Origin of the sequence: Segatella salivae F0493 (assembly GCF_000477535.1) — a bacterium.
GTDB classification, from domain to species: domain Bacteria; phylum Bacteroidota; class Bacteroidia; order Bacteroidales; family Bacteroidaceae; genus Prevotella; species Prevotella salivae.
The window spans coordinates 17975-41194 of sequence record NZ_AWGW01000025.1; the positions used below are offsets into that span (position 1 = coordinate 17975).

The 23220-nt window shown below is 44.2% G+C and carries 17 protein-coding genes; 8 read left to right on the plus strand and 9 right to left on the minus strand.

Annotation, left to right across the window (positions count from 1 at the left end):
• Nucleotides 1–54 precede the first annotated feature (54 nt).
• The 4 genes from HMPREF9145_RS07725 to HMPREF9145_RS14135 all read left to right on the plus strand — a co-directional run bounded on the left by HMPREF9145_RS07725 (nt 55) and on the right by HMPREF9145_RS14135 (nt 5702).
• On the plus strand, nt 55–1413 hold the full coding sequence (locus HMPREF9145_RS07725) for a WG repeat-containing protein (protein WP_021826014.1): 1359 nt from the start codon (nt 55–57) through the stop codon (nt 1411–1413).
• 28 nt (nt 1414–1441) lie between these two features.
• On the plus strand, nt 1442–2800 hold the full coding sequence (locus HMPREF9145_RS07730; protein ID WP_021825880.1) for a WG repeat-containing protein: 1359 nt from the start codon (nt 1442–1444) through the stop codon (nt 2798–2800).
• A gap of 1198 nt (nt 2801–3998) precedes the next feature.
• Nucleotides 3999–4460, plus strand: a complete 462-nt coding sequence (locus tag HMPREF9145_RS07735) for a transposase (protein WP_021825825.1) — start codon at nt 3999–4001, stop codon at nt 4458–4460.
• A 1113-nt stretch (nt 4461–5573) separates the two neighbouring features.
• Entirely contained in the window at nt 5574–5702 is a 129-nt protein-coding gene (locus HMPREF9145_RS14135) for a hypothetical protein (protein WP_262502504.1), read from the plus strand.
• A gap of 66 nt (nt 5703–5768) precedes the next feature.
• Here the strand turns inward: HMPREF9145_RS14135 and HMPREF9145_RS13480 are convergent, their stop codons facing one another.
• Nucleotides 5769–5942, minus strand: coding sequence for a hypothetical protein (locus tag HMPREF9145_RS13480; RefSeq protein WP_155945288.1), 174 nt, complete (start codon nt 5940–5942; stop codon nt 5769–5771).
• A gap of 401 nt (nt 5943–6343) precedes the next feature.
• Complete coding sequence (locus HMPREF9145_RS07740; RefSeq protein ID WP_021825951.1) at nt 6344–7321, minus strand: polyprenyl synthetase family protein; 978 nt, start codon at nt 7319–7321, stop codon at nt 6344–6346.
• A gap of 105 nt (nt 7322–7426) precedes the next feature.
• Between HMPREF9145_RS07740 and polA the strand changes: the two genes are divergently transcribed.
• A complete protein-coding gene (gene polA / locus HMPREF9145_RS07745) occupies nt 7427–10189 on the plus strand; it encodes a DNA polymerase I (protein WP_021825769.1) in 2763 nt (920 codons plus the stop codon).
• Between the two features lie 36 nt (nt 10190–10225).
• On the opposite strand, the gene HMPREF9145_RS07750 is transcribed toward polA, so the two are convergent.
• The 3 genes from HMPREF9145_RS07750 to HMPREF9145_RS07760 form a co-directional block, all read right to left on the minus strand.
• Nucleotides 10226–11449 carry a penicillin-binding transpeptidase domain-containing protein gene (locus tag HMPREF9145_RS07750; RefSeq protein ID WP_036907056.1) on the minus strand — a complete coding sequence of 408 codons (1224 nt, stop codon included), beginning with the start codon at nt 11447–11449 and terminating at the stop codon, nt 10226–10228.
• Between the two features lie 729 nt (nt 11450–12178).
• Nucleotides 12179–13765, minus strand: a complete 1587-nt coding sequence (locus HMPREF9145_RS07755; RefSeq protein WP_021825935.1) for a hypothetical protein — start codon at nt 13763–13765, stop codon at nt 12179–12181.
• A gap of 23 nt (nt 13766–13788) precedes the next feature.
• Entirely contained in the window at nt 13789–13986 is a 198-nt protein-coding gene (locus HMPREF9145_RS07760) for a hypothetical protein (RefSeq protein WP_021825889.1), read from the minus strand.
• A 686-nt stretch (nt 13987–14672) separates the two neighbouring features.
• Here HMPREF9145_RS07760 and HMPREF9145_RS07770 point away from each other — a divergent pair.
• From HMPREF9145_RS07770 to HMPREF9145_RS07780, 3 genes are read left to right on the plus strand one after another with little or no spacing between them, the layout of a single operon-like run.
• Nucleotides 14673–16211, plus strand: a complete 1539-nt coding sequence (locus HMPREF9145_RS07770; RefSeq protein ID WP_036907062.1) for a GH3 auxin-responsive promoter family protein — start codon at nt 14673–14675, stop codon at nt 16209–16211.
• A gap of 10 nt (nt 16212–16221) precedes the next feature.
• On the plus strand, nt 16222–18369 hold the full coding sequence (locus tag HMPREF9145_RS07775; RefSeq protein ID WP_036907064.1) for an Ig-like domain-containing protein: 2148 nt from the start codon (nt 16222–16224) through the stop codon (nt 18367–18369).
• Between the two features lie 33 nt (nt 18370–18402).
• Nucleotides 18403–19239 carry a DUF3108 domain-containing protein gene (locus tag HMPREF9145_RS07780; protein ID WP_021826003.1) on the plus strand — a complete coding sequence of 279 codons (837 nt, stop codon included), beginning with the start codon at nt 18403–18405 and terminating at the stop codon, nt 19237–19239.
• A 359-nt stretch (nt 19240–19598) separates the two neighbouring features.
• On the opposite strand, the gene HMPREF9145_RS07785 is transcribed toward HMPREF9145_RS07780, so the two are convergent.
• The 4 genes from HMPREF9145_RS07785 to HMPREF9145_RS07800 all read right to left on the minus strand — a co-directional run bounded on the left by HMPREF9145_RS07785 (nt 19599) and on the right by HMPREF9145_RS07800 (nt 23094).
• On the minus strand, nt 19599–20294 hold the full coding sequence (locus HMPREF9145_RS07785) for a ComF family protein (RefSeq protein ID WP_021825866.1): 696 nt from the start codon (nt 20292–20294) through the stop codon (nt 19599–19601).
• Nucleotides 20287–20754 (minus strand): regulatory protein RecX, encoded by a 468-nt coding sequence (locus HMPREF9145_RS07790; protein WP_021825785.1) that lies wholly within the window; start codon nt 20752–20754, stop codon nt 20287–20289. The genes HMPREF9145_RS07785 and HMPREF9145_RS07790 overlap by 8 nt, the downstream gene beginning before the upstream one ends.
• Nucleotides 20755–20918: 164 nt before the next feature.
• Nucleotides 20919–21785 (minus strand): peptide chain release factor N(5)-glutamine methyltransferase, encoded by an 867-nt coding sequence (gene prmC / locus HMPREF9145_RS07795; RefSeq protein ID WP_021825859.1) that lies wholly within the window; start codon nt 21783–21785, stop codon nt 20919–20921.
• On the minus strand, nt 21775–23094 hold the full coding sequence (locus tag HMPREF9145_RS07800) for a YihY/virulence factor BrkB family protein (protein ID WP_021825919.1): 1320 nt from the start codon (nt 23092–23094) through the stop codon (nt 21775–21777). Before HMPREF9145_RS07800 ends, prmC begins: the two co-directional genes overlap by 11 nt.
• Between the last annotated feature and the right edge of the window lie 126 nt (nt 23095–23220).

Consider the following 23220-nt stretch of genomic DNA (forward strand, 5'->3'; position numbering starts at 1 on the left):
GGCGTTTGCATTTAATATTACTATATAACACCCCACTCTATTCCACGTTTCCAAATGATGAGAAAGACTATCACCCTCTTTTTATTGCTTTTCACCCTATCGACGATGAGTCTAAATGCCCAGATTGGCGTTGCACTCTACCTTGAAAAAGCCAGTATCTGCAAACAAACCAATGGTAAATTCAGCCTCAACGACTTCCACAAGAAGCCCATTATCGCCGATGCCGACACTATATTTAGCACCCATTTCGGTTGCTTTATAGTAAGTAAAGCGGGGCAAAAAGGGCTATACGATGCTGAAGGAAAGTGCATGCTTCCTATCACATTTAATAACATTTCCTTCGATAACGGCCGCTATTGGCTCGTCAACAAGGACGGGAAACAAGGTCTTTATTCGCACATGGGCAAAGAAATTCTGCCGCCACGCTATGATAGTATAGAGGTAGCCTGCAGCTTCTGTACCACTGCAAGCAACTATTTCATCGTGAAAAAAGGCTTATATGGCCTCTGTAATAACGAGGGAAAATTTATTGTCGACCCACAATACACCGCCATAAAATATAGATATTTGAGGTTTTTTAAGCTGACAAAAGGGGACAGTTGCCATTATCTCTTCAACTATAAAGACATCATTAAAGACATCACATTAGACGATGCTATGCCCATTACAATGCAAAGAAACGAACAAAAACTCTTCTATTTCAATTATAAACAGGGCAAAGCATGGGGACTTCTACGTGAAGATGGACAGCCAATCATCGCTGTTCAGTATGACAAACCATTAGAGAAAGTTGGCTATATCCACTCAGACAGCACCGCTTATTTCATCGCTTGCAAAGACAATCTATTTGGACTCATTGACATAAACAACAAGATTGTGCTCCCCTTTCAATACAAAAACATCCAACCTACCTATCTCTACAACACCATAGAACTTACTACCGACGAGGGGAAACAACTCTATAACATGACTAAAAAGCAATTAGCGCTCAACCTTTTCTATGACAACAGCAGTGTTTCTGACCGCTATCTATACCTCAAAAGAAATGGCCTTGAAACAGCTGTTGACTGCAAGCATATGCAACTCCTCTTCCCTTTTAAATACAATTCCATATTCAGTCTCGATGATAATGAGCACTTTATCGTCACCACAGACGGCAAAACAGCAGTTGTCAACCGCCAAGATAAGCAGCTGATCCCCTATGGTTACGATGAAATTAAAGTCACAAACAAGCCCAATCTCTTTATCATCAAGAAAGAAAATCAATATGGTATCGTCAACTTAAAGAACGAATTGGTCTATGGAATGACGCCTTACCATATAGAAGCTTATAATGATCACATAGAACTCACCGACATTTCAACGTGGGAAACCATTAAAAAATTGGACTATAACCTCAAAGAAATCAAATAAAAACCATACATTATAAAACCATATCCTTATGAAAAAACTTGCCTTCCTCCTACTTTTCATGGCATGTTCAACCATGATTGGTCATGCACAAGAGACATCTGACTTTTTGACTCCACATCAAAAGCAAAATATAATTGTTCAATCCAACGGCAAATATCGTATATTCAATGACAACGATAAACCCGTAGCAGTCGATATAGATACGGTTCAAAGAGTCCGAGATGGGTTCATTAAAGTGAGAAAAGGAGGAAAAGTTGGGCTTTTGTTCCAGAATGGAACACCATGTATTCCACTCAATTACGATGATATAGATGCGTATACTGGCACTTTTTGGATTGTAACAAAAGGAAAGTATAAAGGGATATTCAACTATGATGGCAAGCAGATACTCCCCCCTGTCTATCAGGAAATCACTGTTGAATGGCAAAACAACTATGACAAGCCGCCTCACTTCATCGTGAAAAAAGAAAAATATGGTCTTTTTGACAGCAAAGGAAACATGGTTGTTCCAACCGAGTATACAAAAATTGAAGCAAAAGATGACCATTGGAAACTCACGAAAGGCTACCCTTTTGAATATATTTTCAATAACGGAAATACTGTAAAAGATGCTACCCTTGCAGATGAAATAAATGGTATTTGCTATCGGAAAGATGATGATTTAATAGTCTATTATCCATACGAAAAAAATGGACTATGGGGACTTATGGATGGGAATGGGCACACGATAATTACGCCACAATATGATCAACAGCTGAGTTTAATCAAATATGAAGCTGAAAATCAACCTATCAAGCTCTTGGCCTGCAAAGATAATTACTATGGCATTATCGAAACAGACAATAGTATTGTTATCCCTTTTCAATATAAAGAAATCACACGAAAGAACTATAAAGGCTTGTTAGAACTTGAAACTAAAGAGGGGAAAAGACTATACAGTCTTGCAAAAAAATGCTTTCTCACCGATTTCAACTATGAAAAGATAGAGAATAAAGGCCATTATTATATCCTTACAAAAGACTACTTAAAAACAATATTTGATGCAGATACTGAACTGGTTCTTTTCCCTTTCAAATACACTTCTATAGACTGTGCCTATGAAGGTGATTTCTTCATTGTAGAGAAAGACCAACAAGAAGGTGTCGTTAACAGCAAAGATGAAGTATGTATCCCACTTGATTACCAGTATATTGACCCTACCTGCAATCCCAATCTGTTCATTATTGAACGTGATAATAAGTATGGAATCGTCAACACAAAGAATGAAACGGTATATCCTTTCAGCAATAACAACATTGTTAATGAATATGATCGTATAGAAATCCATGATGCCTCAACCGACAAAATCATCAAGGTTCTTGATAATAATCTTAAGGAAATCAAATAAAAATCATACATTATAAAACCATATCCTTATGAAAAAACTTGCCTCCCTCCTACTTTTCATGGCATATTCAACCATGATTAGTCATGCAATATCCAATATAAGCCAAGTACAATAGCCCACAAAAATAGCTGTCAAAGGCTAAAATGAAGCATAGGAAAAGACTATACAATATCCTAAAATACACTGTGCAGCATCGCAACTCGGTAGGAGTTGTGCCTCTGAAAACCCCACGTTGGCGAATAAAATGAGATACGTGGGGAATAAATAGACGAAAGATTGTCAGCATAATTCGTGTTATACAACATCACAAACGTATTGTGTGGCGTCGCAACTCGGTACGAGTTGTGCCTCTGATAGCCCCACGTTGGCGAATGAAATGAGATACGTGGGGAATAAATAAGCGTGTAGAATGAACCCGGAACGGGTTCAGCTTTTTCGCATCCGCTACGTAATTGGAAGAAGCAAAACCCGTACCGGGTTTGAAAACCACCTGTTATCACATACCCGAGGTAGGCTCGCTCCTCGCCAACCACGGGCTTTCAAAAGCACAACTCGTACCGAGTTGACCGTACTCCCCTACTTCAAAAAGAGACACAATACCCATCATGATCGTATAATCAAAGGCTTTCAAAAGCATAATTGCCACGCAATAACTACATGAAAAACATCTCATCGCACGACACAACATCCATCATCATCGTATAATAACAGATAATCCGTAAAACAATTTATACCCAATCATCTGACAATTTCTATTAAATCATAGAATAACTTGCACAAATTACCTTGTAACTTGCATCACTTTACACTGTAATGACTATATCAAGCATTGCAACTCGGTACGAGTCGTGCCTCTGAAAACCCCACGTTGGTGAATGAAATGAACCTACGTGGGGGATAAACAGACGAAAGATTGTCTTGCAATTCGCACTATATTACATCACAAACGCACTGTGTGGCGTCGCAACTCGGTACGAGTTGTGCCTCTGATAGCCCCACGTTGGTGAATAAAATGAGCCTACGTGGGGATTAAATGAACGCATGGAATGAACCCAATATGGGTTCTGCTTTTTCCAAATAATAGGAGTTATACTCCATAAATCTCTGATTTCGTATAACAAAATCGTAAAAACATGGGGGCGAAAAGCATCAACAACTGAAGATTTCGCTATCTTTGCAAAAACCAATTCATAATCTTATGCCACAATATCTCAATCAAATTCTGGTGCATTGCGTATTTCATAAACACGCAAAAGCCGTCAATATTCAAGCACAAGACCAATTACCGCTGAATCAGTTTGTTATGCAAACTTGTCACTTTTTACATTGTCCATGTCTCATTGCCAATGGTGTTGCCGACCATCTACACTTCTTATTGGTGCTTGCTACCAACACATCAGTAGCTGATGTGGTGAAAGAGGTGAAACGAAAAGCCACACTCTTCCTGAAAGAACGCAATCCGTCTTATTATCATTCCTTTTGTTGGCAAGGTGGATATGGTGCATTCAGCGTTTCAATTAAGCACAAAGATAGTGTGTATCAATATATTTATCAACAGCAAGAACACCATAAAAAGATTTCAGCAAAAGATGAGTTTGAGGCATTGTTACGCAATGCAGGCATCACAAAATACGATGAAAAATTTTATTGGAGCACGTGAATGGGGAAAAGGCTAAACCCATACTGGGTTTATTCGGCACACACATTTTACCCCACGTAGGCTCATTTCATTCGCCAACGTGGGGCTTTCAAAAGCACAACTCGTACCGAGTTGATTGTACTCCCCGCCTTCAAGAAGAAAATCATGAGTGATATTTTAGTACAATATCATACAACGTTAAACCCAAACCGCCCAATTTCAAGGAGGAATCTGTGAAAGATTGTCAGCATAATTCGTGTTATACAACATCACAAACGCGTTGTGTGACATTGCAACTCGGTACGAATCGTGCTTTTGAAAACTCCTCGTTGGCGAATGAAATGAGCCTACGTGGGGATAAATAGACGAAAGATTGTCTTACGATTCGTGCTATATAGCATCGTAAATACGCTGTGCAGCATCGCAACTCGTACCGAGTTGCGATGCTTACTATAGTCATTTTACGGCGTAAAGTGATGTAAGTTACCCTATAAGTTAATAGAGATTGTCAGATGAGTGGGTATAAATTATTCTACGGATTATCTGTTATTATACAATGACAATGAGTATTATGTCGTGCGATGAGTACCATACTGAACTATTTTGGCTTTCATGTCTATGAATGACAATAGGCGTTGTGTCATGTGATGAGGCGTTTCTCATGTAGTAACTGCGTAGCAGTTATGCTTTTGAAAGCCCGTGGTTGGCGAGGAACGAGCCTACCTCGGGTGAGCGATAACATGTGGTTTTCAAACCCGGTACGGGTTTTGCTTCGTCCAATTACGTTGAGAATGCGAAAAAGCTAAACCCATACTGGGTTTATTCGGCACACACATTTCACCCCACGTAGGCTCATTTCATTCACCAACGTGGGGCTATCAAAAGCACAACTCGTACCGAGTTGATTGTACTCCCCGCCTTCAAGAAGAAAATCATGAGTGGTATTTTAGCACAATGCCATACAACGCTGGAGCCAAACCGCCCAATTTCAAGGAGAAAACTGCATAAAATAGTTTGTGAAATGTGCACAGAGCAGCCCTAAAACCACTCAAATTAAAGAGGAAACCTGCATATAATTTTTAGCAAAATGCGCATGGAATTCCCCTCAAAACACAGCTATACAAGGAGGAATCTATGGAAGATTGTCAGCATAATTCGTGTTATACAACATCACAAACGCATTATGTACCATCACAACTCGGTACGAGTTGTGCCTCTGATAGCCCCACGTTGGTGAATGAAATGAGCCTACGTGGGGAATAAATGAACGCATGGAATGAACCCGGAACGGGTTCAGTTTTTTCGCATCTGCCACGTAATTGGAAAAAGCTAAACCCATACTGGGTTTATTCGGCACACACATTTTACCCCACGTAGGCTCATTTCATTCGCCAACGTGGGGCTTTCAAAAGCACAACTCGTACCGAGTTGGCCGTACTCCCCGCCTTCAAGAAGAGACACAATACCCACCATCATCGTATAATGAAGGGCTTTCAATAGCATAATTGCCACGCAATAACTACATGAAAAACATCTCATCGCGCAACACAACATCCACCATCATCGTATAATCAAAGGCTTTCAAAAGCATAATTGCCACGCAATAACTACATGAAAAACACCTCAGCGCGCAACACAACATCAACCATCATCGCATAATAACAGACTATCCGTAGAACAATTTATACCCAATCATCTGACAATCTCTATTAAATCATAGGGTAATTTGACATACGTTGCAAGGTAAAACAAGGCATTTTGTAACGCTACTCCATAGTATACAACAAGACATTGATAATCAATGGATTATCAACATATTATATTCTGTCTTGAAAGAAAAATCTCAAGGATGCATTCCTTTCCCTTAAGAAAGGACTGGGATGGGGTTAGATAGGGCCTCTTTACTAAATCTTTCGCTCTATCACAAAGTCAAGATAGGCTTTCAATGCTGCTTTTATGGTGCTATCCCCTACCCTTTCATCTATAAACCGCATGCAAGCGGCATGGAATTTCCACATTTGTTGCTCGGCATACTCAATGCCACCACTCTCTTTAGTGAAGGCCACAAGCTGATTGATTTCACTCTGTTTCACCTCGCGGGCTTTCACTTTGCGGGCAAGTGTCATCATCTCTGCGTTGCCGGTAGACTTTAATGCATAGATGACGGGCAGCGTTAGTTTGCCTTCAAGCATATCATTGCCCGTAGGTTTCCCTATCTCTTTTGAGTCGTAATAGTCGAAAATGTCATCACGAATCTGGAAGATGATGCCAAGATTTTGGCCAAACAATCGCGCGGCTTCTACATCGTCATCGCTCGCTCCAGCACTTTCTGCACCAATAGCAGCACAAGATTCGAAGAGCGCGGCAGTCTTTCGCTTGATGATTTCGTAATAGGCTGTCTCAGAAATTGCTTCTTTTTGGATGTTCGTGAGCTGTAGAATCTCGCCATCAGAGAGTGTGCGTCCGAGTTCAGAAAGCCTTCTAACAATCACTTCCGAGTGGGTTTTTGAGACGTAAAGCAGGGCAGTAGAAAGAATGAAATCGCCCACTAATACACTCACTTTATTGTCATATAAGGCATTAACGCTGGCCTGTCCACGCCGCTCACTGCTTTCATCTACGACATCATCATGCACAAGGCTCGCCGTGTGGAGCAACTCAAGACCTACCGCTGCGTGCTGGGTTACGGAAGAAACACAACCGAAATTTTTCGCCATCAGAAGAATAAGCATCGGTCGCATGCGTTTACCTCCGCGCTGACGAATGTGCATCAGCACCTGAGCCAACAATCCGTTATCGTGTGATAACGACTGATTAAAAAGAGAGATAAAATCATCTAATTCAGCAGAAATCGGCTGTTTGATAAGTGATAAATAGTCCATTCTTCCTTGTATTTGTTACAAAAATAAGCATTTTTTATGGTAATGATAGTATAAAATAAGGATTAATGCTTATTTTTTTGTAATTTTACAGCAAATAAAACAACTATGAACAAATTATTTCTCTTAGATGCTTTCGCGTTGATATTTAGGTCGTATTATGCTCTTATCCGTGCTCCGCGCATCAATTCAAAGGGACTTAACACGTCGGCTATCCTTGGATTTGTCAACACGCTGCATGAGATTATCACGAAAGAAAACCCCGAATATCTCGGTGTTGCATTCGATGCAGGCAAGACTTTCCGTCATGAGGCCTTCCCACCCTATAAGGCTCAACGCCAAGAACCGCCTGAAGATATCGCGTTAAGTGTGCCTATCATCAAGGAAATTCTACATGCGTTTCACATCCCTATCCTTGAAGTTGAGGGCTTTGAAGCCGATGATGTCATCGGAACTTTAGCCACTAAGGCTGGTAATGAGGGTGTAGAGACCTATATGCTCACGCCTGATAAGGACTATGGACAACTCATTCGAAAGAATGTTTTCATGTATCGTCCACGCCATGGAGGTGGATATGACATTGTGGGCGAACAGGAAATTGCTGAGAAATATGGTATCAACAAGCCCGAGCAAGTTATCGACTTACTGGCATTAATGGGTGACTCGGCCGACAATTTTCCTGGTTGTCCCGGCGTAGGAGAGAAGACAGCTGTGAAACTTATCAATGAGTTTGGCTCGATAGATGGGCTTCTTGAGCACACCGATCAACTGAAAGGTAAGATGAGAGAAAAGGTAGAAGGTGCCGTCGAAGATATCAAAATGTCGAAGTTTCTCGCAACAATTCGTACCGACGTTCCTATCGAATTAAATCTTGAAGCATTGCGATTGCAACAACCAGATGAACAAAAACTCTCCGAAATCTTTGCCGACTTGGAATTTAAAACGCTTGCAAACAAGATTCTGAACAAAACAGAACAAAAGCAAAAAAGCGTTAATGTAGAACGCGATTTATTTGCCGATATTCCGATCAACAGCCAAGTTAGTTCAGAAAACGCGAGTTTTGAGAGCCTTAAAACTATCAAACATGAATATAAACTGATTGATAATCAAGAGGAAGCACAAAGAATTTGTGACTTTTTCAAGACAAAACAATTTCTCAGTTTAGATACAGAGACAACATCAACTGATGCAATCGAGGCAGAATTGGTAGGCTTATGCTTCGCTGTTGAGGAACATAAAGCGTTTTATGTAGCAATTCCTAACGACCATGAACAAGCCTTACGATATGTTAATATCTTTAAGTCGGTCTATGAAGACCCGTCAATTTTGAAGATTGGTCAAAACATTAAATACGACTATGAGGTGCTAAAGAACTATGGAGTAACCCTCCAAGGCAAGATGTTTGACACCATGTTAGCGCATTATGTGCTTCAACCCGAGTTGCGACATAACATGGACTATATGGCCGAAACATTGCTAAACTATAAGACAATCCATATAGAAGAGCTTATCGGTGCACCTGGAAAGCATCAAAAGTCGATGCGCGACATTGCTCCAGAAGACGCTTATGAGTATGGCGCGGAGGATGCAGATATCACCCTTCAGCTACGAAACGTGCTCGAACCAAAGTTAAAAGAGGTCGCCATGGAAGCCCTTTTCTGGGACATTGAGACGCCACTTATCCCCGTACTTGCCGACATGGAACTCAATGGAGTGCGTGTAGACACGGCCACACTCCATGATACTGCCGAGATCTTTACAGAGCGAATGAACCGCCTTGAGCGTCATATCTACGAAGAAGCAGGCGAGACTTTCAACATTGCCAGCCCTAAACAAGTGGGTGATATCCTTTTCGGTAAGCTGCAAATCATGGAGAAACCGAAGAAAACTAAGACCGGACAATATGTCACTAACGAGGAAGTGTTGCAGTCACTACGGGCAAAGAATCCCATTGTTGAAGACATTTTAGCCCACCGAGGACTAAAGAAACTACTCGGCACTTATGTCGAAGCACTCCCCAAACTGATTCATAAGCGCACCCAACATATACACACTTCGTTCAACCAAGCCCTTACGGCCACAGGACGATTATCGTCGAGTGACCCCAACTTACAAAACATTCCAGTGAGAAGTGAGGACGGAAAAGAGATACGAAAGTGCTTTGTTCCCGAGCCAGGATGCCTGTTTTTCTCAGCTGATTACTCACAGATTGAACTACGAATCATGGCTCATCTCAGTGGTGATGAGAATATGATTGAGGCCTTCCGCGAGGGCTTTGACATCCACGCGGCTACCGCTGCGAAGATATGGCACAAGCAGATTGCCGACGTAACTCCTGAAGAACGCAAGAAGGCCAAGCAGGCAAACTTCGGTATTATCTATGGCATCACCACCTATGGACTGGCACAACGCATGGGAATTGATAACAAAGAAGCTCGTATGCTCATAGAAGATTACTTCACAACCTTCCCGAAAGTGAAGGCTTATATGGAACAAGCGAAAGAAGAAGCACGCCAAAAAGGTTACGCCGAAACCCTCTTTGGGCGCCGTCGTTACCTGCCAGATATCAACTCAAAGAATGGTACTGTGCGTGGCTTTGCAGAGCGAAATGCCATCAATGCGCCTATACAAGGCTCGGAAGCCGATATCATCAAGATTGCCATGATACGCATCTGGCAACGCTTTAAGGCTGAAAACATCCGTTCAAAAATGATTCTTCAAGTGCACGATGAACTCAACTTCTCTGTTTATCCAGAGGAAAAAGAGCGCGTAGAAAAGATTGTTCTCGAAGAAATGCAAGGCGCATGCCAGCTGAAAGTGCCTCTAACAGCCGATGCAGGTTGGGGAAATAACTGGCTCGAAGCACACTAAAAGGGGAGAGAAATAACTATCCTCCCCCTTCAATCTCTATAAATTATCCAACGTAACAGGGATTTCTTTGCGCTTTTTCTGCGCCATTTGTTTCCCTTTCATCGCCTTTATCGCGGTAGAATCTACTTGTGCTGGCGGTTCAATGGCATAGCTTTGCCACTTCTTTACATGGCGTTCGCTGCGGTCAGAGAGCTTTCCTGTGAGGTATTTTTCAAGGATAATAGCGGCGAGAGGAGCAGCAAGATCGGCGCCAAATCCACCGTTATCAATATACACAGAGATAGCAATCTTCGGATTGCTCATAGGAGCAAAGCCGATAAACACCGAGTGATCATCGCCTATATTCTCTGCCGTTCCCGTCTTACCACATATCTGATAGGTCGGTGTATTGATGCTTGCGCACGTGCCATTTGTTACCGCTGAGCGCATGCCGGCAATGACTTCTTCAATCGCTTTCGGTGTACCTTTAATGTTATGACGCACGGTGAACTGCTCATCGAGTGGCTTTTTGGCCGTAGGTTTGTGCACATGTGGCGTATAGAAAAACCCGCGATTGGCTATGATAGCCGCAAGATTGCAGAGTTGCAGCGGTGTAGTCTTCACCTCACCCTGCCCCATTCCGAGCCACATTATCGTCTGGGCATTCCACCGATTGCCAAAAGTGTGTTGACAATAAGAGGCATCTGGAACAAAACCTCCTTGCTCATTGGGGAGATCTATGCCAAGCGGCATCCCAAGACCCATGCTGGTCATGTAGTCATACCAAGTGTTCAGTGCCTGCGACTGCCCTTTATACTGCGTGCGGTTCTCTATCATTGCCATGAAAGCCTTGCAGAAATAAGCGTTACACGAGGTGCTAAGTGCGCCCGTAAGTGCACGTGGTGAGCTATGTTTATGACATCCGATGTGAATCTTATCACGCCAAAAGCCCTCATTACACGTATATTTTGTGTTATGGTTAATGATATTTTCGGAGACGAAAGCAATGGTATTAGCGAGCTTAAACGTAGAACCTGGCGAATAAACTGTTTCGATGGCATGGTTGACCTCATCATTTTCGTGAGACGAACTCGCCATACACAACACCTCACCTGTAGCTGGTTCGATGGCCACAATACTCCCTTGCTTGCCCTCTAAAAGCTTGTTGGCTAACTTTTGCAAGCCCTGATTAACCGTGAGATGCTTATCTTTCGGCAGAATATGACCTTGAATGGTCAGCGAAAATACAAATAAAGAGACGATTATCCCTAATTTTCTCATGTTTCGTTTTGATTGTTTTGCAAACAGACACATCGTCTTTTGCCGCATGTTCTCTAATTTTTTGTTGTGCCCCATGTGCCCTCTCTCCTTGTGAAAGCCATGCTTTAACGTGCACAAACTCACTGATTTAGCGCTATGAAAACTCCCTTTTACACCATAAAAAGAAGCCGTTTCTCAGCTATTACTTGCAAACTTACGAAAAAAAACTAAAAATTGGGATAGAAAAACAAAAATAAACGAGGACCTCCCCCAGCCGATTGCTGGCCGGTAAGCATTATTGTCATATAAAAGTTAAAGTCAGAATTCCATGCTTCCGTGCGACACTTTGGGGCTAAAAATCTCTTTTTAGCCTTTCTGCAATGTGCAGAAGCATGAAATATCTCTTTTTGGCCTTTCTGCAGTGTGCAGAAGCATGAAAAACTTCTTTTTAGCCTTTCTGCAGTGTGCAGAAGCATGAAAAATCTCTTTTTTATCTTTCTGCAGTGTGCAGTAGCATGAAAAACCTCTTTTTAGCCTTTCTGCAGTGTGCAGAAGCATGGAAAACTTCATTTTGGCCTTTCTGAAATGTTCAGAAGCACGAAAAACCTCATTTGTTAGATTTTTCCTTGTCTCTCACCCTCCCTTATCCCGTTAGGCCCCCCCTCCCCTTTACTTCCCTTCGGTCAGTGACCGTTGGTTCGGGGAGGGATTTCTTTGAAGGCGACACCTATGAAGGGGCAAGCGCGAGGACTACTGAAGCGCCTCCGCCCTGAAGCCGGAGCGGCGGTAGTTGACGCTCACGGTGACGCCACTACTGTAGGGGTACATGTAGTACGCGAAGCCACTGCCCCATGGGTCAGCACTTGACGACCAATAGTAGCCAACGTTGCCAACACTGACCAGCTGACCAGAGTCGTAGTAACCCAAGGCGGGCAGGTAGAAGTAATTACCTGCATCAGCCGCATCGGGGAGAGTCTGAGATACAGACCAGCCTTGTCCTTTGCTATTTGTTCGCCAATCGTTTCCGTCTACAGCTTTGTTAGCGTCAAATCCGCTTATATTCGCCTTCTTCTTAAACCACATACCACCTTTATATAAATGACCCATGGTTGTCCAAAGTTCGTCTGCGTCCCAACGTGGTTCGCCCTTGGCGGCGTACCAGGTCATCTCGTTAGCATTTGGAAGACCTGCGCAACTATGAGTTGCATCGAAGCGACTTGAACCGCCGCCCTCATGGTACCAACGAGACACATCACTGTTACTCTGCGCGTAATTAGAGGAATAATCATAGTTTAGTGTCGGCTGGCCTGTGAATCCAGGCAAGTGCTTTGTCCATTCATAACCATACCAATATTGCTGCTGTGCATCCCACATGTAGTAATGGTCGCCGTCATAATCATACGGATTAAGATTAGAAGTTATATCATTGATTGAACCTGCCGTACAGTTAAGTGTTACAATTTTAGAAACTGTTCCTTCTATTGCTCCTCCTGGATTGTCCGTTGTATTGCGAAGCCAGTAACGAATACGGAAAGTATGGGTGCCTGGAGCAACAACTGCATAAGTAGCATTCTTGCTCATATCATCAGCAGAGTTGTCTATATCAAAGCCCGAACCAGTTGTTACCGTAATTGTCTTTGAACCACCCGAAGCGAGGGTAAGAGCTCCATTAGCTGCTATGTCGTAAGTTCCGGCAATATCATCGTCGCTCATAATCTCAACCTTAATCAACTTGCTGCGCTTTACATATTCGTTACTTGTGCGAGGAATGAAACAGAGATAAGAAGCTTTATGATTAAGGGTGAATTTATAAACATTACCAGCCTTGCTGCCTGTAGCGATTCCGCAATCTCCTGACTCACCAGCATGGTCAAAGTTGTTTGGGGCAGACTGTGTTTGTGCTGCCTTTATCTCTACTTGCGGTTGCGTTCCTGTCACAGCCATGTTTGTATATAGAATGTCGTGTGAAGCACCAGTATAAGCACCCGAAAGGGTAAACTTTCCTTCCGCCTTATTAGTAGCAAAGGGGAATGTTACAGCTCCACTCTGCTGCCAATTTCCTCCATCGTCCTTTACCCATATCTTATCCGTGCTACTCCAATTTACGGAAGCACCTGCGCCCTTTGTATGGTTGAGAATTGCTGTACGCGTTGTAGCATCTGGCTGGGACGTACCTGTAAATACGGTTGTACCCACTGGAATGTTATCTTTCTTCTGCTTTTCGTCCTGTGTAACGTTATCATTCGCACAGCTGGCAGCAAACAATAAGGCTGTGAAACCATAACACATACCTCGCATTACTGAACCGATAGTCGTTCTATTCATAAACTTATTCATTTTCGTTTCCTTTCTGATAATCTTTATTTCTTTTCTGTGTCGTCCCAAGAAAAGCCTTCCTGATCTTCATCATTAAAGAAGTTACGTTTGGCATCACCCGCTGTTGTTCCAGGTTGAATCGTTCCTGCATTACCGCTGCCATGAACCAGTAGGGATTCCGCCTCAGTGCAAATGATGTTGCATTGAGGTTTTTGATAAATCTTTCTTTCAATTACTATCATTTCATTTAATTTTTAGGGGATACGAAGTCAGCGCATCCTGTTTATATTGATTAAAATAATTGTTATTTCATTCTTATTTTGTTCTAAATCTAGTTTGCAAACGGGCATAAAAAAGCGAACAAAGGAAACTCCGAAAAGTCCTTTGTTTACAAGGGTTACGGCACGCTTCGCGCGCGCGTATGCGAGAAGAAAAAATGTCTTAGTGACGCTAGGTGCGAATGTGTGTGTGTGTGTGTGTGTGTGTTAGCAAATTATTTGGATTGACCAAAGATAAAGTGCAAAAAGTTGCAAAGAATCGGATAATTCTTTGCAGTACTTCGTTCACTTGATATGTCATTGCTAATTGTTTCACGGCGGCAAAGGTATAACATCTTCTTAGAATATGCAAGAAAATCATAACTATTTAGCAGTATTGACCAGTCTGTATTCTTTCTTCTATAGTCTTCGTATAAAGATGCTCGTCTTTCTTGAACTTCATTCGATTGTAGAAACAGCGAAGAAGCACGACAAACCTCCATATAATGCAATTCAAACCTTATTTAAGGTTTGACAAATTGATATGCACTGTATATATTGGTTACCGCTGAATAGTTACATTTGCCCTTAAAGAACATAAAAAAGGATAATTCTTTCGGGTATTCCAAAAGATTGCGTTAATTTTGCAAGAACAACTGAATGAGAAGACAATGAGTTTGACAAGCATCGCAGGAAAGTTGTTCCTGCCACGACAAAAAGATTTGGAACGCTATGCCACAGAGGCCGTGAAGATGCAGCAAAAGGTGCTAAAGCGTCTTGTTGAACATGGCCGTCATACCGAGTATGGGCGCAAGTTTGGCATGCAAAGCAGTCGTTATGAAGACTTTGCACAAGGTATTCCTGTTGTCAGCTACGAGGAACTGAAAGGCGATATCGACCGCATGCGCCACGGAGAAGCCAATGTTCTATGGCCCGGTCGTGTCAAATGGTATGCAAAATCATCAGGAACAACCAACGACAAGAGCAAGTTTATCCCTGTCTCTAAAGACGGATTGAACCATATTCACTATGCCGGTGGCGTAGATGTTGTAGCGCTTTACCTGCGTAATAACCCTCAAAGCAGACTCTTTGATGGCCGTAGTCTCATCCTCGGAGGTAGTCATTCACCCAACTATAATGTGGCAAATTCTCTCGTCGGAGACCTCAGTGCTATCCTCATTGAGAATATAAACCCATTAGCAAATCTCGTCAGAGTGCCTAAGAAATCGACTGCTTTGTTGAGCGATTTTGAATTAAAACGCGACCTCATTGCACGTGAATGTCTTCATAAAAACGTGACAAACATCTCTGGAGTTCCAAGCTGGATGTTAAGTGTTTTGGTGCGTGTTATGGAACTATCGGGCAAGAAACACCTTGAAGAAGTGTGGCCAAACCTCGAAGTTTTCTTTCATGGTGGCATTGCGTTTACACCTTATCGACCGCAATATGAGATGCTCATCACGAGCCAAAAGATGCACTATATGGAGACGTATAATGCCAGTGAAGGCTTCTTTGGCATTCAAAGCGACTTCCAAGATAAGAGTCTTTTGCTGATGACCGACTATGATGTGTTCTATGAATTCATTCCTATGGATGAGTTTGGCACCGACAATCCAACGATTGTCCCACTCGAAGGGGTGCAAACAGGCATCAACTATGCCATGGTAATCACCACGAGTTGCGGTCTGTGGCGCTACGTTATTGGCGACACAGTGAGCTTCACGAGCACGAATCCCTATAAGTTTGTCATCACCGGTCGCACCAAATACTTCATCAATGCCTTTGGCGAAGAGCTCATCATGGACAATGCTGAGAAGGGTTTGGCTTATGCTTGTGCGCAGACTGGGGCTGAAATCAGCGAATACACTGCAGCACCTGTCTTCATGGATAGCAAGGCAAAGTGTCGCCATCAGTGGCTCATCGAGTTTGCAAAAGCACCTGATTCTCTTGAACGCTTTGCCACTTTGCTTGACAAAAAGCTACAAGAAATCAACAGCGACTATGAGGCTAAGCGCTTTCATGACATCACTTTGCAACCGCTTGAAGTGGTTCTTGCACGCCCAGGACAATTCAACAACTGGCTCAAAGCAAAGGGAAAGCTTGGCGGACAACATAAAATTCCGAGATTAAGCAATAGCAGAAAGGTTATCGAAGAGGTGATGAACATCTCTCCTTCGCCCTCTCTGGGAGAGGAACGCCTATCCAATTGAGCCTTATCTCATGAAAGAAAACAAGAGCGCTATGTGGAAATATATCAAGAAAATCAAGCTGTTCACAAATCGTTTACAGCTTGGATATCCTGGTTTAACAAAAGAAAAACGGAGTCAAAATACAGCTCAAGTTAGCCCGTCTCTATGGGTTCTCCCCTCCTTGAAAGGGATAGGGGGAGGTCTCTCCCTGCTGTTGACGGTTATTATCGGGGGAGTTTTCACCTCGTGTGCACGCATGGGAAACCCTGATGGAGGCTGGTATGACGAGACACCCCCTAAGGTTTTGGGGGCCACGCCTGCCGACAAAGCCACTGAGGTGAAGGTACAGAAGGTGAAAATCAGCTTTGATGAGTTTGTAAAAATCGACAATCCAACAGAAAATGTGATTGTCTCTCCACCCCAATTACAGGCTCCTGAGATTAAGGCTACAGGCAAATCTATCGAAGTTAAGCTGCTCGATTCGTTGAAAGCCAACACCACTTATACCATTGATTTCAGTGATGCTATCAGCGATAACAACGAGGGTAACCCCCTCGGTAACTACACTTATAGCTTCTCTACGGGTGCAGAAATCGACACGATGGAGGTCTCTGGTTATGTCGTTGCAGCCGAAAACCTCGAACCAGTGAAAGGAATCCTTGTCGGTCTCTATGCAAATCTGGCTGACTCGGCCTTTGAAAAACAACCCATGTTGCGTGTAAGTCGCACGGATAGTCGTGGTCATTTCGTCATCAAAGGCGTCAAACGTGGCACCTATCGCGTATATGCCTTGCAGGATGTTGACGGAAACTATCAGTTCAATCAAAAGAGTGAGATGATTGCTTTCAATCATGAGCTCATCAAACCCTCGGTGATGGACGACACCAGACAAGACACTTTATGGTCTGATTCCCTGCATATTGCCGACATCAAACGCGTGGGATATGCACATTTTCTGCCCGATAACATCACGCTGTGTGCCTTTCATGAGGTGCTCACAAGCCGCTATCTGCTAAGTGTTACGCGCAATGAAGCCAACCATTTTGCCGTGAATTTCAGTTATGGTAATCCCAAATTGCCTCAAATAAAAGGTCTGAATTTCAACGCACATGATGCCTTTATCGCCATTCCTAACGCCAAACGCGACACCATCGACTATTGGTTGCGCGACACAGCCTTGGTCAATCAAGACACCTTGCGCATGGAAATGACTTATCTGATGACCGATTCGGCGGGCCAACTCGTCAGTCAAACCGACACCCTTGAGGTGTTGTCGAAACAGCCTTACGAGCGAAGAATGAAACAACTCAAGGCTACCTATGAGAAATGGCAAAAGCAACAGGAGAAATTGAAAAAGAAAGGAGAGCCTTATCAGACGGAGATGCCACGACCAACGCTGGCTATTCGCATGCAAAACACCAATGAAATAGATCCCGAAAAGCGACTGCAGTTGCAGTTTGAAACGCCAATTTCTGCCATCGACACCACGAAAGTACACCTCTATACAAAGGTAGACTCGCTGTGGTATCGTGCCAACTACCAACTGCTGCCTGCCGCCCGACGCAATGCCGAGGGGCACTTTGTGCGGCCTGACTCGCTGAAATATGGCATGAACTATGAGATTTCGGCCGATTGGAAGCCCGGACAAGACTATAGTTTTGAAACCGACAGCACAGCCTTTACCGACATCTATGGGGCTGTTACGCCGAAATATAAACAAGGATTCAAGGTGAAGGGCGACGACGAATTTGGCTCTTTGGTCATCACGCTAACGGGCTTGGATGGCCAACCCAGCATCGTTCAACTGCTCGACCGCAACGACAAAGTGATTAAAGAGGTTGCAGCCGAACACCAACAGGCCGAATTCTATTATCTCAAACCCGAGACTTACTACCTGCGTCTCTTTGTAGATAGTAACCACAATGGCATCTGGGACACGGGCGACTATGCCAAAGACCGCCAGCCTGAGGCTGTATACTACTACCCGGGAAAGATTGAATGTAAGGCGAAATGGGACTTGACGGAAAGTTGGAACCCCACTTCCACCCCACTCTATCAGCAAAAACCTGGCGCTATCACAAAGCAAAAGGCCGACAAACAAAAGACTATCAGACGACGGAATGCCGAGCGTGCGAAGCAAATGGGCCTTCCCTATACGCCTGAAACCAACCCACGCTAAGTAAAAAAAGAAAGGAAAGAAAGGAAAGAAAAGATGAAACAACAACGTAAACTCCTACTGCAGGCAGCCTCAACACTGCGCCGCTGTGCCCTCGTGGCCTTGCTTTTGTGCAGTGCAACGATAGTGACCAATGCCCAAGAAGGGCCATGTGCCTTCCGAAACACCGCGTTTAAATCGGGCGAGTTCCTCACCTACAACCTCTATTACAACTGGAAATTCGTGTGGGTGAAAGCCGGAACAGCCAGCATGTACACCGTGCAGAGCCGCTATGAAGGCAAGAATGCCTATCGCTGTAGCCTCACTACACGCGGCAATGGCAAGCTCGATAACTTCTTTGTACTGCGAGATACGCTGCTCTGTTATAACAGTTTAAACATGGAACCGCTGTATTTTCGCAAGGGCGCACGCGAGGGAAAGCGCTACACAGTGGATGAAGTCTTCTACAATTACAACGGAGGAAAGGCCAATGTTCGCCAGCACCGACTCCACAACGACGGCTCAAACACGTGGGTGAAACATAGTTATAGCGACTGCGTCTACGACATGTTGAGCATCTTTATGCGTGCCCGCTCCTTTGATCCGATAAACTGGAAGAAGGGAACGGCTATCAGTTTCCCTATCGTTGACGGCGATGATCGTACCCCAGCTGAATTGCGTTTCGACGGAAAGGCTACGATAAAGGCGGATAACGACGTTAAATACAACTGCTTGAAATTGGCTTATCTCGAACTCGATGACGGCAAATATAAACGTATTGTCGACTTCTATGTGACCGATGATGCCAATCATGTGCCTGTGCGTCTTGACATGTATCTGCGCTTTGGGGCTGCAAAGGCGTTCTTGGTCGGTGCAAAAGGACTCAGAAATTAACGCTGTGGCGCGTTTGCATCCATAGCAACGATTTACACAGCGATACAAAATAAGCCGCTTATACGCAACGATAAGCGGCTTATTTTGATTCTTTTCGTGTACAGGGCTGCCGAACTTTGTCAACCGAGCGAAAACGCGTTGCAATATCCTTTCACGCAAACCAGCTTTTGAACTGCCGTTAATCAGGCGGTGATTCCTCTCATTTCATCGCGCAATGTTCGTTGAATTGCGCCACCTTTTGCACCAAATTTCAAACCTCCTCTATATCAAGCGCTTAGCCATACACGGCCACACGTCCCACCTCCGCATTTATTCTTCGCACCATGCACATGGCCTTGGCGAGCCGTTTAGTCCATGATTTAGCGACCAGCATAGCCCAACGAAAGCACACTGATTGTCACCTCGCCTGCCCGCGCCAATTCTTTCGCACAGGCAAGCATTGTGGCTCCTGTCGTGATAACATCGTCGATGAGCAACACATGATGTCCGCGCACTCGTTCAGGATGATGTAATTGAAATGCGCCCTTAACGTTTTCGCGCCGCCATTCAATGGTTTGCTGCGTCTGACTGCCATTATAATGCAGGCGGGTTAAAATGTGTTCGTCAATCGCTATGGAAGTAACGTGAGCAATTCCCTCGGCAATCAACAGACTCTGATTATAGCCACGCTCACGACATCTGCCGCGGGTCAGTGGCACAGGCACTATAAAATCGATGCCTTCAAAAAAGCCTTCAGCCTTCAATTCAGTGGCCATGAGTTCGCCAAGTCGCTGTCCGATGGTGGCTTGATGCCTGTATTTCAGTGCATAAATGGCCTTACTGACAGGGGCATGCGCGGCATAAACAACCCAAGAGGCACCGCGTTCAATCGGCACCTGCTTCCAAAACAGGCGACAAACGGGATTGTCGCGCGCCTCAACGCCATAGTGAGTGCGTGGCAGATGACGGTTGCAGGTGGTGCAAACCGCGTGTTCGGTGGGCGCCAACCGATGCTGACAAATCACACAGGCGCGTGGTTTGACAACCTCTTTCACATGCCGTAACAGGCTAATCATCCAAGCTTTCGCCAATTTCTTCTATGCAAAGTCGAACCAATCGCATGTCAAATCCCCGCCCCAAAGCATACTTCATGAGCTTCATTGAGCGTTCATAGTCGTTGCGACCCTTTATCGTTGGCCACTTATGTTGAATGAGAGGGCGAAGTTTTTCTAAATACATCTCGTCGGGAATCTCCTCAAAGAAGGGGTCGGAAAGGCTTCGCGGAATGCCTTTTAGATAAAGCGCCTGCTCCACTTTTCGCCGTCCCCAGCCATTAAATTCTATCTTGTCTTTGATAAACGCCTCACAAAAGCGGGCATCATCCACAAAGTGATGGGTTGTGAGATAGGCCATGATACGCGCTTGCGCCTCATCATCAATCTCCCACTTCCGAAGTTTTTCGAGCATCTCTTGTGTGCAATGTTCTCCTTTTGCACATAGCGTTGCCAATCTACTTTGAGCTTGTTGTTCTGTCATAAGAATGAAAAGCGTTCACCTCCTCCGACACTTCCCAAGCCGAAAAGGTAGAAATGGAGGAATATTATCTTATTTTTTTAAACTTACTTTTTGATAGATGGTGATGTGTAGTGTTGTTTGTTCATCTGCTGCCACCTATATATGGTGACGTGCAGCGTTGTTTACTATCTTGCAACTCCTATCACTACCCTCTCCTTTCCATATTGGTCGGTCTTCACTTCCACCTGCTCATAGCCCTTGCTTTCCAACAATTCGCACATTTCTTTGGCAAAAAGAGGATTGATTTCAAACGCCAAAAGACCATGAGGATTGAGGTGAGTTGTGCCATAATCTGCAATGGCACGATAGAACAATAGCGGGTCATTGTCGGGCACGAAAAGGGCAGTGTGAGGCTCATGTGCCAAGACCTGTTCGGTCATGTCCTTGCGCTCGCTGTCACAAACATACGGAGGATTGGACACGATGATATCAAACGGCGTGGCCGCGAGTGCTGCTTCATCGAGCGAAAGCACGTCATGCCACTCAAAATTCACCTGAGCTTGCAAGCGATGTGCATTCTCTCGTGCCGTGAGTAGGGCTTCGCCACTGATATCCCAGGCTGAAACACTGCTGTTCCAAAGGTCGAGTGCGAGGGTGACGGCAATACATCCACTACCTGTTCCAATGTCTAACACACGCAGGGGCACAGGCGGTTGCAACGCACAATAAGATTGGTTATATGCCGAAAGAATTGTTTTGCAGAGCACTTCTGTTTCAGGTCGTGGGATAAGTACATGGGGATTGACCACGTAATCACGCCCAAAGAAGCGTGCCGTTCCCGTGACATATTGCACCGGAATGCCTGCTTCCAACTGCTGAAGTGACGTTTCCAAACGCTGTTGTTCGGCAGTAGTGAGGTTGTCAAGACCGCCAGCATAGAGGTCGGTCAGCGTCAGTTGGAACAGTTCTTCCACGAGCGTTCTGACAACAGCTTTGGCTTCTCGCTCATCATAATGAGGCAACAAACGCTGCCATAAGTTACTATAAGTCATTGATTTCATTAAGTTTTTGAATAAAATTCATGCGTGCCTGTCTCACCTCTTCTTTCGCCTTGTCGTCAAACAACGCATTAAGGTCCAGATAATTATTCTTATGTCGGTCGGCCGAAGCATTATCCAAGAGTTCTACAATGTGGCCCATGCGCAGATGGTCTAAGCTTAGTGCCGGCTGATAACGCTCGTCTTCATCCTTGGAAGTGGCAACCACCGTAACGAGTTTCACACGTTCCAACCGCATCAAAGCATCGCTAACAAGGCGCACAGGGACTCCCGTGAGCTGCTTTAATGCCAAGACTGTCAGTGCAGGCTGGCCCTCGCTGAATCGCTTTGTGATATGTTTCATCACGAGCAAAGCAATCTTTCGTCGGTTGGCCTCACTGATATCGTGTGGACTTATCATGTATTCGTAGTAGTCAAAATACTGGTTCATGTAACACAATTCGGCACAAAACAGGCAGATATACCACGATATTTGCATCCATAACATGAATAGAGGCAGCGCGGCAAGTGACCCATATACCGCGTTATATCCAGAGAGAAAGAGTTGTCCATGCACGTAACCCCACTGCACAAGAAGCATGGCAATAGCGGCCAAGATGGCTGGACCGACAACGGCAGTGAACTTCACTCGCGTGTTGGGCATCACCATAAAGAGTGCCACAAAGATAAGCGTCAGCACAACAAACGGCAGTAAGCTCACCACAACGCGGGCGATTGGACCCAGAAGAAAGAAGGCTTGCAGGTGCTCAGTAGTAGTGTTTGCAATAATACTTACGCCTGACATGACGATGATAATCACGGGTACAAGGAACATCATTGCAAGGTTATCAGAGAGGAATCTGCCGATAGATCGCTTCGTGTTTACTTGCCAAATGATGTTGAAAACGCTTTCAACGTTATAGATAAGACTTAGTACACTGTAGAGCATAAATAGCAAACCTATGCCTATAAACAAGCCTGTTTGCGCGTGCTGTAAATAGGAATCAGCCAAGGCAATGATAGAGTTGGCGGCCTCAGGCTGGCTACCTAACGATGTGCGCAGCCACGTTTCGATGTATTGAGAGAGGCCAAAGCCGCGACCAATCGCAAAGATAAGGGCGAAGATGGGCACGATAGCGAGAATCGTACTGAATGAAAGTTGGGTGGCATAGTCCACATGTCCGCGCTCAATAAATAGCTTGACAGCCATATAAATCTTGCGAATGACATTCATTCCGATGCGTTTCCATCGGCTATTTTCATGGTCATCCTGTCGCCAGGTGCCAAAAACCATGAAATATTTGAGTTTAGATCGTTTATTCATGCAGTTGCAAATTTAAGGAAATAAAGTTAGGTTTGCAATGAAATGGGATTCAAATTTTTCGTTCTTCTGCCTCAACCTCGCTGATGAAACCATGCGATGCTGCCCACGTAGGCATGCTTTCGGCGC

Bases quoted from the DNA above. Each gene is read 5' to 3' on its own strand.
- HMPREF9145_RS07725 (WP_021826014.1), top strand. From the start codon at position 55: ATGATGAGAAAGACTATCACCCTCTTTTTATTGCTTTTCACCCTATCG.
- HMPREF9145_RS07730 (WP_021825880.1), top strand. From the start codon at position 1,442: ATGAAAAAACTTGCCTTCCTCCTACTTTTCATGGCATGTTCAACCATG.
- HMPREF9145_RS07735 (WP_021825825.1), top strand. From the start codon at position 3,999: ATGCCACAATATCTCAATCAAATTCTGGTGCATTGCGTATTTCATAAA.
- HMPREF9145_RS14135 (WP_262502504.1), top strand. From the start codon at position 5,574: ATGGAAGATTGTCAGCATAATTCGTGTTATACAACATCACAAACGCAT.
- HMPREF9145_RS13480 (WP_155945288.1), bottom strand. From the start codon at position 5,942: ATGCTATTGAAAGCCCTTCATTATACGATGATGGTGGGTATTGTGTCT.
- HMPREF9145_RS07740 (WP_021825951.1), bottom strand. From the start codon at position 7,321: ATGGACTATTTATCACTTATCAAACAGCCGATTTCTGCTGAATTAGAT.
- polA (WP_021825769.1), top strand. From the start codon at position 7,427: ATGAACAAATTATTTCTCTTAGATGCTTTCGCGTTGATATTTAGGTCG.
- HMPREF9145_RS07750 (WP_036907056.1), bottom strand. From the start codon at position 11,449: ATGAGAAAATTAGGGATAATCGTCTCTTTATTTGTATTTTCGCTGACC.
- HMPREF9145_RS07755 (WP_021825935.1), bottom strand. From the start codon at position 13,765: ATGAATAAGTTTATGAATAGAACGACTATCGGTTCAGTAATGCGAGGT.
- HMPREF9145_RS07760 (WP_021825889.1), bottom strand. From the start codon at position 13,986: ATGATAGTAATTGAAAGAAAGATTTATCAAAAACCTCAATGCAACATC.
- HMPREF9145_RS07770 (WP_036907062.1), top strand. From the start codon at position 14,673: ATGAGTTTGACAAGCATCGCAGGAAAGTTGTTCCTGCCACGACAAAAA.
- HMPREF9145_RS07775 (WP_036907064.1), top strand. From the start codon at position 16,222: ATGAAAGAAAACAAGAGCGCTATGTGGAAATATATCAAGAAAATCAAG.
- HMPREF9145_RS07780 (WP_021826003.1), top strand. From the start codon at position 18,403: ATGAAACAACAACGTAAACTCCTACTGCAGGCAGCCTCAACACTGCGC.
- HMPREF9145_RS07785 (WP_021825866.1), bottom strand. From the start codon at position 20,294: ATGATTAGCCTGTTACGGCATGTGAAAGAGGTTGTCAAACCACGCGCC.
- HMPREF9145_RS07790 (WP_021825785.1), bottom strand. From the start codon at position 20,754: ATGACAGAACAACAAGCTCAAAGTAGATTGGCAACGCTATGTGCAAAA.
- prmC (WP_021825859.1), bottom strand. From the start codon at position 21,785: ATGACTTATAGTAACTTATGGCAGCGTTTGTTGCCTCATTATGATGAG.
- HMPREF9145_RS07800 (WP_021825919.1), bottom strand. From the start codon at position 23,094: ATGAATAAACGATCTAAACTCAAATATTTCATGGTTTTTGGCACCTGG.